Source organism: Binatus sp. (SeqCode) (assembly GCF_035272065.1).
Taxonomy (GTDB): domain Bacteria; phylum Desulfobacterota; class Binatia; order Binatales; family Binataceae; genus Binatus.
Genome location: NZ_DATEQZ010000003.1, coordinates 21795 through 35916 on the forward strand (window position 1 = coordinate 21795; position 14122 = coordinate 35916).

15 protein-coding genes are annotated in these 14122 nt (G+C 61.1%); 9 read left to right on the forward strand and 6 right to left on the reverse strand.

The window, feature by feature from the left end; all coding sequences use genetic code 11:
- Window positions 1-123: 123 nt before the first annotated feature.
- Window positions 124-1485, reverse strand: a complete 1362-nt coding sequence (locus VJX68_RS00315) for a ferredoxin--NADP reductase domain-containing protein (RefSeq protein ID WP_324093638.1) — start codon at window positions 1483-1485, stop codon at window positions 124-126.
- Window positions 1486-1619: 134 nt separating this feature from the next.
- Here VJX68_RS00315 and VJX68_RS00320 point away from each other — a divergent pair, with 134 nt between their 5' ends.
- Entirely contained in the window at window positions 1620-2300 is a 681-nt protein-coding gene (locus VJX68_RS00320; protein WP_324093639.1) for a hypothetical protein, read from the forward strand.
- 117 nt (window positions 2301-2417) lie between these two features.
- Here VJX68_RS00320 and VJX68_RS00325 read toward each other — a convergent pair whose 3' ends face one another.
- The gene (locus VJX68_RS00325) at window positions 2418-2693 is read right to left on the reverse strand and encodes a sulfurtransferase TusA family protein (protein ID WP_324093640.1); all 276 of its coding nucleotides are present in this window, start codon (window positions 2691-2693) and stop codon (window positions 2418-2420) included.
- 237 nt (window positions 2694-2930) lie between these two features.
- Between VJX68_RS00325 and VJX68_RS00330 the strand changes: the two genes are divergently transcribed.
- The 8 genes from VJX68_RS00330 to VJX68_RS00365 all read left to right on the forward strand — a co-directional run bounded on the left by VJX68_RS00330 (window position 2931) and on the right by VJX68_RS00365 (window position 9067).
- Window positions 2931-3719, forward strand: a complete 789-nt coding sequence (locus tag VJX68_RS00330) for an undecaprenyl-diphosphate phosphatase (RefSeq protein ID WP_324093641.1) — start codon at window positions 2931-2933, stop codon at window positions 3717-3719.
- A gap of 3 nt (window positions 3720-3722) precedes the next feature.
- On the forward strand, window positions 3723-4679 hold the full coding sequence (locus VJX68_RS00335; protein ID WP_324093642.1) for a DMT family transporter: 957 nt from the start codon (window positions 3723-3725) through the stop codon (window positions 4677-4679).
- A 67-nt stretch (window positions 4680-4746) separates the two neighbouring features.
- Window positions 4747-5130, forward strand: coding sequence for a YybH family protein (locus tag VJX68_RS00340; RefSeq protein WP_324093643.1), 384 nt, complete (start codon window positions 4747-4749; stop codon window positions 5128-5130).
- Window positions 5131-5165: 35 nt separating this feature from the next.
- Complete coding sequence (locus VJX68_RS00345) at window positions 5166-6695, forward strand: GMC family oxidoreductase (RefSeq protein ID WP_324093644.1); 1530 nt, start codon at window positions 5166-5168, stop codon at window positions 6693-6695.
- A 34-nt stretch (window positions 6696-6729) separates the two neighbouring features.
- Window positions 6730-7341: a 2-hydroxychromene-2-carboxylate isomerase gene (locus VJX68_RS00350; RefSeq protein ID WP_324093645.1), complete on the forward strand. Its 612-nt coding sequence runs from the start codon at window positions 6730-6732 to the stop codon at window positions 7339-7341.
- A gap of 6 nt (window positions 7342-7347) precedes the next feature.
- A complete protein-coding gene (locus tag VJX68_RS00355) occupies window positions 7348-7770 on the forward strand; it encodes an MAPEG family protein (RefSeq protein WP_324093646.1) in 423 nt (140 codons plus the stop codon).
- Window positions 7771-7772: 2 nt separating this feature from the next.
- Window positions 7773-8168, forward strand: coding sequence for a thioesterase family protein (locus VJX68_RS00360; protein WP_324093647.1), 396 nt, complete (start codon window positions 7773-7775; stop codon window positions 8166-8168).
- A gap of 17 nt (window positions 8169-8185) precedes the next feature.
- Complete coding sequence (locus VJX68_RS00365; protein ID WP_324093648.1) at window positions 8186-9067, forward strand: MaoC family dehydratase; 882 nt, start codon at window positions 8186-8188, stop codon at window positions 9065-9067.
- A gap of 247 nt (window positions 9068-9314) precedes the next feature.
- Here the strand turns inward: VJX68_RS00365 and VJX68_RS00370 are convergent, their stop codons facing one another.
- The 4 genes from VJX68_RS00370 to VJX68_RS00385 form a co-directional block, all read right to left on the reverse strand.
- Window positions 9315-10637: an aminopeptidase P N-terminal domain-containing protein gene (locus VJX68_RS00370; RefSeq protein ID WP_324093649.1), complete on the reverse strand. Its 1323-nt coding sequence runs from the start codon at window positions 10635-10637 to the stop codon at window positions 9315-9317.
- Window positions 10638-10684: 47 nt separating this feature from the next.
- Window positions 10685-11527 (reverse strand): SMP-30/gluconolactonase/LRE family protein, encoded by an 843-nt coding sequence (locus VJX68_RS00375; RefSeq protein WP_324093650.1) that lies wholly within the window; start codon window positions 11525-11527, stop codon window positions 10685-10687.
- Window positions 11528-11662: 135 nt separating this feature from the next.
- On the reverse strand, window positions 11663-12907 hold the full coding sequence (locus VJX68_RS00380) for a CaiB/BaiF CoA transferase family protein (protein WP_324093651.1): 1245 nt from the start codon (window positions 12905-12907) through the stop codon (window positions 11663-11665).
- Between the two features lie 2 nt (window positions 12908-12909).
- A complete protein-coding gene (locus VJX68_RS00385) occupies window positions 12910-14118 on the reverse strand; it encodes a CaiB/BaiF CoA transferase family protein (RefSeq protein ID WP_324093652.1) in 1209 nt (402 codons plus the stop codon).
- Window positions 14119-14122 lie beyond the last annotated feature (4 nt).

Below are 14122 nucleotides of genomic sequence, written 5' to 3' on the forward strand. Positions count from 1 at the left end.
GTGTGTCGTGACCGCTTTTCCATACTCAGTGAATAGCATGTCCCGCACTTGGGCGTCAGGCTCAAGAGTTCATCCCCTCTGACGCGTGCGACGCGTGCGCGGGGGGAACGCTGGGCGGGAATTCTAGTGCAAATCGGCCGGTGTGACCTTCGCGATCCATGCGCGATAGTTGCCGTCGTAGCCGACTGCCCGCTGGCGTTTGCGCACGTGCCCGAGCAGTCTCGCGACATGTTCCGGCGCAATTTTCTGTCGCGAGTTGAGCGCGCCCGCGATCTTTTCGCCCGAGGCCGCCGCATCTCTGCGCGCGCCCTCCGCAATCTTCAATTCCTCGTTCGACAGTCCCAGGTATGCCTCGGCCACGCGCGTTCCGATCTCGGTACCGCTGTCGAGCGAGTCCTTGATATTGCCCTTGCCCGTCAGCACGTTACCGGCCGCAAACACTGCGGTCGGCCCGTCAATCAGCAACCCGATCTTCTGATCGGCGTAAGTATAGACTTCGCCCTTCTGCGGAATTCCGGGTATCGGCTCCGGGATGCTGCCGATCGAGCTGATCGTCAGCTTCGCGCGCGCGGACTCCACCCCTTCCTCCACGATCCGCACTTGCCCGTCCGCGACTTCAGTGCGGCTGAAGTTCACCCCGACCATCATGCCATTCTCCACGATCACTCCGCTCGGCGCGCGCAGTTCCTGAAACTCGAAGAGAAATTTGCGCTGCGCCTTGTCCAGGATCTTCGCGCGCGCCTGCCTGAGCGCGTCGGCACGCTTGGCCGGCGCGTCGGGAGGAATGTCCGACAGCGGCATGTCGAGCACGCGCCGGCGGTAATACAACTTGCACGGTGCGATGCCGAGGTCGCCGTACTTCAGCCCGCTCGCACTCAGCACCGGCTCGATTCCTTCGCGCTCGAGCGCGAGCATGTCGCCCGCGATACCGCGCGCCTTCAGCGCAGCCAGCGTCATCTCGATTTGCAGCACCTTGACCACGTCGATCGACGCGAGTCCGCCGCCTACTACGATCGCGCCCGGCGTCAGCTCGTAGCGTGGGCCGTCGTAATTTTTTTCCGGGTAGTGATTGAACCAGAAGATGAGCTTGTTCTGATAGACCAGGCCGCGACCGATGAACTGGTCCGCGCCCTCGACCGGAAACGCGCGATCCTTCCATGCTCCGTGCGACAGCACGATTCCGCTGAGTCCCCAGCCGGTCCGCAGGTCTTCGAAATCGAGCTCGCGCCCCATCCGCGTCATCGGCACGTATTCGATATTGGGATGGTCCAAGCGCCTATTGATTTCCTCGTACTCGTCCTTGCGCTGCTTGACGTGCCATCGCGGCAACCCGTCTTCGATTTTTCCGTACGGGCGCGCATTCTGCTCGAACACGAACACCAGCGCGCCGCGCTCCGCCAGTATTCGCGCGATTTCCGATCCCGCCGTCGCGGCGCCGACCACGGCCATCACGTGCCGCGGCGTTTCGTTTTCCGCCTCCGCCATAAGGGTATATTTGATTAGCGTCTGCGGGCTTGTCGTGCAATCTCAATCGCATGCGAGGCCGCTCGCGCCGGTTCGTCTTGCGCGCATGAACCTCTCATGGTTTCTTAGCGGTGGTGATGAGTGCGGTGCGGACTGTGTTTCGGCAACTTCGAAAAATCGCGATCTTCTCCTCGATACTGCTATTCGCGGGATGTTACTACGCTCCGTATTACGCCAACCGCGCCGCCGGCGGTGGCACCGATGCGGCCGAAGGCGAGCAGCACGACGTCCCGTACACCGCAAATGATTCGTTCCTCTTGACCCAGGACGTGCTGCGCGGCGAGGGCATCCTGTTCGAAGTCAAGCCTGACGACCACCTCGTCACGCTGTGGAAGGATGCCGACGTCGGCCCCGGCGTGCTCGGCAGTCTCGTCGGCAAGCATCCGCAATATCGCTACGAGATCGAGGTCGTGCCGATCAACCCGCGCAGCTCCCGAATAATCGTCAACGTCCGCGCCGAGGACATCCCCGACGAGGACATCACCAAGTACAATGCCACCACGCGCCTGAACTTGTTCGCCAAGATCGATCAGCTCGCCGCGCAATTCCCGCCCTCGGGCGGTACTCCGAAAGAGGGCGGCGTCAACTACGCTCTTCTGCCCAACGAGGACTTGAAGGGTCTGGCCAAGCGGGCGACCGGCAACGAGGACAACTGGCGGCAAATCGCGCAGGACAACGGCCTCAAGTCACCCACCGACGGCGCCAATCTGCCCAGCATCTGGATCAGGAACACCTTGTTAAGCGAGCCGAACAAAGGTTCAGCCGGGGACAAATGAATCTGCGACGCAACCAATTCCCCAAATCATCAAAATCGACAGCCGGGAAAATCGATGCCCGCCCGATTGCGCCCGGGCGGGCATCGAAAACAGCGCTATACGCACTATCGCGGAGGATCAGTCGTTAGGGTAGGATGCCTCGCTCGCGTCGTATTCCGGACTCAGTCCCGCAGGACTTACCGCGGCGACCACGGCCAGGAACTGCTCAAAGGTCATCTGGAGATTGAGGAAACCGCCTTGGCAAAAGACCCAGCCGTAGTAGTCCAGGATCTCATCCGGGATCATCACCGGCAAACGTGGCAGCGTTGAAACAACCGGAAACGGATGCGGTTCGCCCGGGTGGATGTTATCCCAAACGGCAGACTGGTCGGGTCCTCCGTCGGACTCGACCACGCTTACTTCCCGTAAGGGAATTACCTTGCCTCTGGCAACTCGATTCATAGGCAATAATGCCTCCTGATACCCGATCTATTCCCCGACCGCAGGAACCAATTCTAGACCAAGTAGCGGGCCGGTCAAGGAGCATCTTGGATATGTTTTCACCTATCATCGAGTTTCGTAGGCATCGGTCGCAAATGGGACAAATATGGTTGAAACCCCGGACCGCTTGTCTAAGTATTTGAAAATACGATGTTTTCTGTATATCAGGCTATCGTTCTGGGTATCGTTCAAGGCTTGACCGAGTTTCTGCCGGTCTCCAGCTCGGCTCATCTGATACTCGTCCCGTGGTTGTTCAAATGGCAGGAGGATCCGGGACTTGCCTTCGATGTTGTCCTTCATCTTGGAACGCTATTGGCGCTGCTGGTCTTCTACTGGCGCGAATGGCTCGAAATGGCCTTGTCGCTAGCCAACGGTAACCGGGTCCAGCGGCGCCTGCTGTTCCTGCTGATAGTCGCCTCGGTTCCTGGAGCCATTATCGGCGTCCTGTTGGAGAAACAAGCCGAGACAATCTTCCGCTCGCCACTCCTGATCGCAGGCACTATGGCTACGCTTGGGCTTTTTCTGTGGGCCGCTGATGCGATTGGGTCAAAGGAGCGCAAAATAGGCGACGTCACCTTCCTCGACGCTCTCCTCGTTGGCCTGAGCCAGGCGCTCGCCATAATCCCCGGTGTCTCCCGCTCTGGCGCCACGATCACCACCGCCCGTTTCCTCGGTATCGAGCGCGCCGATGCCGCCAATTTCTCCTTCCTGATGGCGACGCCAATAATCGCCGGTGCGGGCCTGATCGAGGCCCGCAAGCTCTTCCATTCGGGCCTCACCGCCCCGCTCGGATGGGGTTTTTCGGCCTCTGCCGTCTTCAGTCTGCTGGCGATCGTCGGGCTGCTGAGGTACGTGCGAACTCACTCCTACCGGTCCTTCGCGATCTATCGAATTGTGCTGGCCGTACTCGTCGTCGCCGTCGCTTTGGCGCGGGCATAGTCGATGCCCGACGTTTCGGCCCGTCGCGCGCGCGCCTTTCAGGTCGGTCTCACGCTCTGCATCATCAACACAATCCTCGGTGCAGGCCAGCCCGTCATCACTCGATGGGGCGCGGTTCATCTCGATCCCCTGCTCTTCTGCACTGGCGCCGTCGCGTTCGCGGCGCTGTGTACGATTGCGCTTCTCCTATACACCGGCGAGTTGAGGTTGATCGCGGACCCGCGCTATCGCGGCCGCCTGTTCTGGGTGGCGATGGCGGGAACAGTGATGACGAGTCTCAGCGTCACCTACGGACTCACCCGCATCGGCGCCGTCGCAGGCGTGCTGCTGATGCAAACAGAGCCGGTGTATTCATTGATTCTCTCGACGATCTTTGTCGGCGAGCGCCCCTCCGCGCGCCAGATGCTCGCGACCGTCACGATCCTCGTTGGCATCGGTTCGGTGTTCGCCGGCGGCGGCTCGTTTTCACCGTTGTGGGCATCGGCCATCATCTTCGCGACCCCGCTGTTCTGGCAGACGTCGCACGTGATTGGCCTTAAGCTGATGCCGCCGTTGACTCCGACCTCGATCATCGGCGGGCGGTTTCTTTACGCGGCGATTGTGCTGAGCGCGATGTTGCTGGTGTTCCGCCGCGATTCGCTGGTGCAGCTCGCCGACCCGGTTTCGCTCGGCGTGATCCTGGTGACCGGCTTTTTCGTCTATTTTCTGGGCGGACTCACCTGGTACGGCGCGATCAACCGTCTCTCATTGACGTGGACGACGGCGCTGGTCATCCCCGGCATCCCGATTCTCTCGATCCTGTTCGCAGTGATGTTTCTCGGCGAGCGCGCAACCACCCGCGAGGTCGTCGGCATTCTGATCTCAGTCAGCGGCGTGCTGGCCCTCGTCCTCGGCGCCGATCCGCATCGCAAGCAACCCGCGTCCGAAGCCGCTGAAGCAATCCACGAACCCCTGATCTGAGAAATCGCGCGCGTTGACAGTGACAACAACTTGCAGCAGTGTCACCGCTGCGAGGAGGTTGAAGTTTATGCCAGCGCAGACTCCCGAGCAGTGCGACGAACTCTTCGGCCAATACGTCAACGCCCGCGACTTAGACCGTCTTGTAGCTCTGTATGAAGCGGAAGCCAGCCTGGTGAACGAAGACGGGACGGCGAATCGTGGAATCGCGGCAATCCGCGAAGCTATTCAGGGACTATTTGCGGCACTACCGGAAGCGAAAATCACGATGAAAGTCGTGCGGGTAGTTCCTGCAGGCGATGACCTCGCGGTGCTCTACAACGACTGGAGCTTGATCGGAAAGGCCGCGGATGGGTCCGCAGTCGAAATGAAACATAAGGCGATGGAGATTGTGCGTCGCCAGCCTGACGGTACCTGGCGGTTCGCAGTTGACGATCCTTACGCCCGTGGCTAAGCACCGGCGCTTGCAAGGAGCGGGAGAGTAGATCGATGGAATACGACGATATTGTTGTTGGGGCGGGCTCGGCGGGCGCCGCGCTGGCAGCCCGGCTAAGCGAGGATCCCAATCGCGCCGTCTTGCTGCTCGAAGCGGGCCCCGACTACTCAGCCGTTGAACAGACTCCCGCAGATTTACTGACCACCTGGGTCTCCGCTGGACCGCATGACTGGGGTTTGGTCGCGCAGGCCACGCCCACTCGCGAAATCCCGTACCCGCGCGGCAAGGTGACCGGCGGCAGCTCTGCCGTCAACGGTCATATCGCGCTGCGCGGCACGCCGGGCGACTTCGACGAATGGGCGGCGTGGGGTAATCGCGAATGGAGCTTCGAGAAGGTCCTGCCGTTCCATCGCAAGCTCGAAGACGACCGCGACGCTCGCGGCGATTTCCACGGTATCGGCGGACCGATCTGGATCGAGCGCCCGCGCCCCGAGAACTGGCAGCCGCTCAATCACGCCTTTTTCAAAGCCGCGCGCGCGGCAGGATACGCGGAAGTTTCGGACCACAACGATCCCCAGTCCACGGGCATCGGCCCATGGCCACGCAACCGGCGCGACGGCGTGCGAATCTCGACCGCCATCGGCTATCTTGCGCCCGCGCGTCATCGCCTGAATCTCACGATTCGGCCCGGCGTCAACGCGCACCGCGTGATCATCGAAAACGGCCGCGCCGCGGGTGTCGAAATCGAGTGCGCCGGCACGACGCAACAAGTGCGCGGCCGTCGCGTCACGCTTTCCGCGGGCGCCGTACAATCTCCCGCGCTCCTGCTGCGCTCGGGGATCGGCCCGCACGACGAGCTCGCGGCGCTGGGCATCAAATGCCAGGTGAACTTGCCGGGTGTCGGCCGCAATCTGATCGACCATCCGATGGTCTTCGTCGTCGCGACCCCGGTGGCCGGAATTCCGCACGACCCGCAGGTCACCAACCCTATCGGTATCCGCTATACCGCCGCGGGTTCGAATGAGTTCAACGACATGCAGATGTACGTGTTCGAGCTATTCGACCAGAGCGTGTCGCCGGGACTGCAACTCGACCTGCCTGTCCCGAGCGTGTCCGTCGTGCCCGGCCTGCAGCGCCCCCGTTCACGCGGACGACTCAGCCTGCGCAGCGCCAATCCGGACGTCCCGCCGATCATCGAGCTCAACTATCTCGACGACCCCGAAGACCTGCGCCGGATGGCCGACGGGGTGCGCATCGCCTGGCGCCTGATGCATGAAGGTCCCCTGGCACCGATGCTCAAAGAGTTCGTGAATCCGACCGCGCAAGTCGTAACCTCGGATTCCGCGCTCGAGACTTTTATCCGCGAAAACTGCACGACGATCTTTCATCCGGTCGGCACAGCGAAGATGGGACCGGAGAGCGATCCGATGGCGGTAGTCGATCAGTACTGCCGCGTGCGCGGCGTGCAGGGATTGCGCGTCGTCGACGCGTCGATAATGCCGAACATCGTGCGTGCCAATACCAACCTCACCTGCATCATGATCGGCGAACGCGTCGCCGACTGGATGCAGAACCCGGATTAGGCAGTTCTCCCTTCTGTCTGCTAAATCCTCACCCATGGCCGACGAACTCCTGACCATCAAGCTCTACTACGACTACAAAAGCCCGTTTGCGTACCTCGCGATGCATCCCGCGTATGCGCTGATGGAATCGCATCGCGTCCGCCTGCATTACATTCCGCACGAACTCAACATCCGCGGCGCCTTCGGCGGCGACCTCGACCAGCGCCCCGAGCGCGAATGGCGCAAAGTTCGCTACCTCTACCTCGACGCGCGCCGCTACGCGAACGCCCGCGGCATGATAATCCGCGGACCGCAGAAAATCTTCGACTCGAAACTCGCGCTCATGTCCGGCCTGTTTGCCGACAAGCACGGCCTCTTCCGCCCCTACTCCGACCGCGTCTTCGAGCGCTTCTTCAAGCGCGAACTCGACATCGAAAACGCCGGCACGCTTGCCGCGGTGATGAAGGAAACCGGACTCGACGCCGGCGCGTTCCAACGCTACGCGGCACACGACGGACCCCGCGAACTCTCCGAGGCGTTCGCCGAGGGCGATCGCGACGGCGTCTTCGGCGTGCCGACCTTCATCGTCGACGGCGAGCCATTTTGGGGAAACGATCGCGTCGAATGGGTCGTCAAGAAACTCGATGCAATGGGCCTGCGGAGGTAGATGCCGATGACCGAGTATCAATTCTATGCGCTGATCACCGTAATTCTATTTTTCAAGATGTTCTCAAACTCGGTCGTTCAAGCTCTCGCGCGAACCAGCTCGAAAACCTTTGTCACCCCGGAAGACGCGAAATTCTTCGGAGCGCCGGGGCCCGCGCCGGATGAATTGCCGATCGTCAAGCGCGCCGCAGCGGCCTGGCGCAACGATTTGGAAAACATCCCCATCTTCCTGTTTCTCGCGATGATTTACGTGACACTCGGATGCTGGCCGGGAGGCGCGTTCATCTATTTCACTATCTTCGCAGTCGCGCGGATTCTCCACACCATCGTGTACATGCGCGGCCTGCAACCGTGGCGCACCGTGTTTTACGGTTTCGGCATTACAATCTGCGTCATCCTCTGCGTCCACATCTTGATCGCGGTGTTGTAGCGATGAAACCGTTTCCGATCGGAACCAAAGGAAGTTACGCGAAGACCGTCACCGCCGCCGATCTCGCGAGCCACCTCGACGCGTCGCTGGCCGCGGTTCTGTCCACGCCCACGATGGTCGCGATGATGGAGCAGGCCGCCATCAATGCGATCCAGCCGTTTCTCGACGCCGGCGAAAGTTCGGTCGGCATGACGATCGAAGTCAGTCACACCGCCGCGACCCCGCCTGGCCATCGCGCTCGCGCCGAGGCTGAAGTGACCAAGGTCGAAGGCCGCCGCCTCGAATTTTCCGTGCGCGCCTTCGACGATGTCGAGCAAATTGGCTCCGGGAGCCATCGGCGCGCAGTAGTCGACGCCGCCAAGTTCAATGACCGGCTCAAAACCAAGCAGAAAAACTAGCGCCGACAGGAATCACGATGGCTAACGAAATTTTCGACCGCAAAGAGGTGTACGTCGGCCGCGATTTCGGCGGCATCACCTACGACATCACGCCCGACCTCATCGCGACCTACATCGCCGGCACCGGCGACGACAATCCGTGGTACCGCGGCAATTCCCCGCTCGGTGGTCCAATCGCACCCGCGCTGATTCTCCACAGCGCCGTTTACCAAACGCTCGGTTGGTATCTGCCGAACATCTACGGCAACCTTCACGCGCGTCAGGAATGGAGCCTGTTCGCGCCCGTGATGGTCGGCGAGCGGCTCAAGACTCGCGCCATCATAGTCGATCGCTACGTCAAGCGCGATCGCGAGTACGTCGTAAACGAAGTCCTCGTCGGCAACGCCTCGGGACAGCTCGTCTCGCGCAGCCGCACCCATCAGAGCTTCCTGCTCCCCGAACAGACGAAGCAGGGTTTCGTCGTCGACAAGTCGCGCGAGAAGGATTCGTCACGCACATTCAAAATCGGCGAGCGCGGCGGCGATCCGATCGACGCTCCCATGCGCAAAATCACAGAAGAGATGTGCATGGCCTTCTCCGGCCCGGCCCGCAACTATCACAACGACAAGCAAAAGGCCGTCGAGCTGGGCTTCCCGGAAATAGTCGTGCAGGGGATGCTCTCCGTCTGCCTCGTAGCCGAAATGATGACGCGGCGTTTCGGACTCGGCTTCCTCTACGGCGGCAAGATGGATCTGCGGCTGGTCAACGTCGTGTGGGGCAACGACATCGCCGGGCCAAAGGGATTGATCGTCGAGCGCCACCCCGAGGGCAAACGCACACGCGCCGAGGTCGAAGTATGGTGCGACAAGGCCGATGGCGCCAAGACACTTGTCGGCACCGCCAGCGCACTTGAGCTATAGCGCCGACCCGCTCGTGATCGCCAGAGCATTGCTCGCCGCCACTGCCGTTGCGTTCTTCGCCGCTGGATGCGCCAATCGATGCGACTACGCGCAGACCAAGTGCCAGTACGAGTGCAATCGCAACTACCAGGTATGCGAACTACATGGTAATGACGAATCTTATTGCCGAAACGAATTAGGTAATTGCACGGCAGCTTGCCAGGAGGCCCGCAGCACCTGTCATTCGTGGCTGTGAGTATTGGAGTGACTACTGCGCTGTAGTCAGTGCTTCGACGTCGGCAATCGACTTCGGAGTCGCCGCGGTCATCACTTCGTGACCGCTTTCGGTAACCAGCACGTCGTCCTCGATTCTGATCCCCACTCCGCGGAAACTGTCGGGAACTTCGTCGTCGTCGGTAGCGATGTATAATCCCGGCTCGACAGTGAGTACCATTCCGGGCTCGAGCACTCGCGACGCGCCGCCCACTCGGTACAGCCCCACGTCATGCACGTCCATGCCGAGCCAATGACTCGTGCGATGCATGTAGTAGCGGCGGTACGCGCCTTTTTCGATTATTTCCTCGGCCGATCCGTGCAGGATGCCGAGCTGCCGCATGCCGTCAACCAGCACGCCCAGAGCAACTTCGTGTGGCTCGTCGAAATGCGCGCCCGGTTTGATCGTGTCGATCGCCTTGAGCTGCGCGTTGAGCACTACTTCGTACAAGCCGCGCTGCAAGCCAGTGAAGCGCGCGCCAATCGGTGACGTGCGCGTGATATCAGCCGCATAAAAGTCGTACTCCGCACCGGCGTCGATCAGCAACAGCTCGCCAGTCTGCATCTCGCGATCATTGTTGATGTAATGCAGCGTCGCCGCGTTGGGTCCCGACGCGATGATCGACGGATAGCTGGGACCCGCCGCACCCTGCGAGCGAAACGCGTAATCGACCTCGGCCTCGATCTGCCACTCCTTCATCCCGCCGCGCGCCTTCAACATCGCGCGCTTGTGCGCGTCCGCCGAAATCGCCATCGCACGCCGCATCGCCTTGAGCTCCGCCGGCTCCTTCTTCAACCGAGCCTCGTGAACAATGTCACGCGGATCGATTATCGACGACGGTCCCACGCCGATTCGCGGCCGCATCGACTGCGCCCAGCGAATCAGTTTCAATACCCGCTCATCCATCTTCTCGTTCAGCCCGAGCGGGTAATGCACGCGCTCACTCTTTTCGAGATAGCGTGGCAGAATCTTTTCGAGCTCGTCGATTACGTAAGCCTTGTCCGCTCCGTACTCGATTGTCGCGCCCTCGATTCCCGCCCGCCGCCCCGTCCACGTCTCGCGCTCCTTGTCGCGCGGCCGCACGAACATCACGAACTCGCCGTCCGGATGCCCCGGCGATAGCACCGCGACCGATTCCGGCTCCGCGAATCCAGTCAGATAGTAGAAGTCGCTGTCCTGCCGATAAACGAACTCGACGTCGCCCGATCGCACTGCGACCGGCGCGCTCGGCATGATCGCGGTCGCGCCCGGCGCGATCACCTCCATCATGCGCTTGCGCCGCGCGCGAAAACTCTCGCCGTGTCCGTTAACGCTCATCGCAATTCATTACGCCACGCAGCCCCCGCTCACGCCAGTGTGCGCGATCATGGCAATCCGGCGTGCGGCACGTCGACTTGTGTGGTTTCGATTCTCCCGCCTCGCGTCGCGCGGCATTTCTCGGGATCGGAATTCGGTGCCGTCGCGACGAACAGCGTCCGGCCATCGCGACCGCCGAGCATGCACGCAAACGCGTCAGTCTCCACTTTGATCCGCTCGACCACCTCGCCGCCCTGCTTCACCCGAATCACTTCCGACGCCGTTGGACACGCCACCCAGATTGCATTCTCGGCGTCCAGGCAGATTCCGTCAGGCAAACTATTTCCCAAGTCCGCCCACACGCGTCGATTCGCGAGCGATCCATCCGCGCCGATATCGAACGCCGTCAACCGCCGCCCGAACGTCTCGCCCACTATCAATGTTTTCCCGTTCGGCGTGATCACCATCCCGTTCGGGAACATCATATCTTCCGCAACGACGCGCGCGACGCCGTCCGGCGCAACCATCACCAGCGTCGTCCCACGCGGCGTCTCGTTCTTGTGCAAGTCGAATCCAAAGTTCCCGACGTACGCATTCCCGCGCGCATCGACCACCATGTCGTTGCAATCGAACGGCGCGAGCTTGCTCATATCGGCAACCATCTTCAGCCCGTCGCGATCCAACCGCATCAGCTTCCGATCCGTCATCGACACGACGAGCATCCGTCCATCCGGCAGCCATCCAAGCCCCGAAGGCCGATTCGTCACCTCGCACACGACCTCGCGCTTCCCCGCCATATCGACCGCGACCACCTGATGCGCATGCATGTCGGAGAAAACAAACTTCCCGTCATGCCATCGCGGCCCTTCAGGAAACGCCAACCCATCGATCAACACTTTCAGAGTCCGCATCGCGCCTCTCCCCTTAACTAGTTCTAACAGGGACGAAGTCCCGCATCTTTTCTTTTTTCACTAAAGTGCAGGGGTTACCGCTGCCCAAGGAAGCGTGAAACCCACGGCGGGTTTCACTACGATCAAGTTCCTCCGCTAGTCCAGTGCCCCCTTCGCGCGCAACGCTTCGACCTCCGCCGCGCTATATCCGAGCAGTCCCGTCATCACCTCATTAGTATGCTGCCCGAGCACCGGTGCCGCCGACTTCACTTCGCACGGCGTTCCGCTCATCCGCCACGGGATACCACAGTGCTGCCTCTTCCCCACTTCCGGATGCTCGCGATAGACGAAGTATTCGCGCTCCTTCAGATGCGGGTCTTCCGATAGATACTTGTTATCGGCGCAGGCTCCCGCCGCAACTCCGGCCGCTTGCAGAGTATCTACTACATAGGCAACTCTGCGCGTCGCCGTCCACGCACTGACTATTGCTTCGAGCGCCTCTTCATTCTCTTTGCGCACCGCGAGCGTCGCGAACCGCGGATCATCAGCTAGTTCGGGCTTACCTATTGCTCTAGCCAGTCGCGCCCACTCCGCGTCGTCCGCACATACTATTGCAACCCACTGGTCAATCCTGACATCGAGTACTTTCTCCGGCAGATCGACGCACTTGAATAGCCCGTGCGGGGACATCAGCGGATCGCGATTCCCGTTTCGCTCCGGCTCGCGCCCATTCATCGTGTATTCGAGAATCCCTTCTGCCAGAAGGTCCATCGCGCATTCCCATTGACTCATGTCGATATATTGTCCCTCGCCGGTCTTCGCGCGATGGAACAGCGCGCTGATTATCGCGAACGCGCCATGCACCCCCGCGTTGGGGTCGGCGTAGCTGAATCCCGCATGCATGGGAGGGAATCCCTTATAGCCAGTCAGCGCCGACAGCCCCGACAACGGTACCTGCGCCGGCCCGTATGCAACGTACTCACTATACGGTCCAGTGTCGCCGTAACCCGACAGAGTAATCATTACTACATTCGGATTTATCTTCTTCACCTCCTCGTAGCCGAATCCCATCCTCTCGAGCACACCCGCCGCGAAGTTGTTAATCACGACGTCGCTATTCTTGATCAGCCGCCACGCGGCTTCCTTCGCCTCGGGATGTTTGAAGTTCAGCGACAACGATTTCTTGCCCTGGTTGTATTGATTGAAGTAGCCCGACTTGTTGAGGCTGTTGAACACACCGTCCGGCCACGGCGGCAGCATCCGCGTGACGCACGGCCGCGTCTTAGTCTCGATCCTGATCACTTCGGCCCCAAGATGCGCCAGTTGCAGGGTGCAGTAAGGTCCCGCCCACACCCAGGTGAAATCGCAAACTCGAATTCCAGATAAAGGAGACTTGGCCATTTCTAAATCACACCCTTGCGCTTGAGTTCCTCGAGCCGCGCATCCGAAAGCTCGAGCTGTTTGCCGAAGACTTCCGCATTATGCTGTCCGAGCGTCGGCGCCGGCCGCCGAATCTCCCACGGCGTGCGCCCGTACTTGAGCGGCGCGCCCGGATACTTGTGCGTGCCCGCGACCGGCTGCGCGATCTCGACGAAAAATCCGCGCGCCTTCAAATGCTCCGAGTTGAGCAGGTCACCCATCGTCGATACCGGCGCAAACGGCACCCGCTTCGCCTGTGCCTTGCGATACAAGTCGAGCACCGTCTGCTGGCTGACCCATTCCTCTAGCATCGGTCTGAGCGCGTCCCAGTTCAGCGCGCGTACGAGCCGATCCTTGAAAATTTCCATCTCCGCCCATTCGGGATTTCCCATGATCTCGACGAAGTTGCGCCACTGATGCTCCTCGATGCAGCACAAATAAATGTACCCGTCCTTGCACTGCATCGTCTCGACCGGCTGCAGCGGCTTCTGTCCGAGCCGCGTCGCAATCATCTTCATATACGGCCAGTACTCGAACGTCATCTCGAGGATCGACGCGATCGATTCCTGCACCGACACCTCGATATGCTGCCCTGCCCCGTCGCTAAGCTGCGCGAACGCCGCCGCGATCGTCGCGGTCGCGCCATGCACTCCGCCCTGGTAGCCCTCCTGATGCCCCGCAGTCTTCAGCGGTGGTAACTCCGGATGCTCCGGGCCGCCGCCGTTGAGCACGCACACGCCGCCCGCGCACCAGATCGTCAAATCCTCCGCGCGGTAGTTGCGATACGGTCCCGTCAGTCCGAACGGCAGGATCGATGTCATAATCAATTTCGGATTTGCGCGGCGCATCCGCTCGTACCTGAGTCCGACGCGATCCATCTCAGGCGGCGCGACGTTGTGAATCAGGATGTCGGCGCCCGCCACCAGCTTCTCCAGAATCTCGAAGCCCTCGGGCTTGGTGATATCGAGCGTGACGCCGCGCTTGTTGGTATTGAGATAGAGAAACAGTCCGCTGGTCTCGGGATTCGCGACGTCGCCCGGAAACGGCCCGCGCGTCCGCGCGCGATCGCCGACTCCCGGCCGCTCGACCTTGACCACCTCGGCGCCCATGTCCGCCAGCAGCTTGCTGCAATACGGCGCCGATACCATCTCGCCAACTTCAACGATCTTTAAACTGGATAAAGCTCCCGCCATTGAT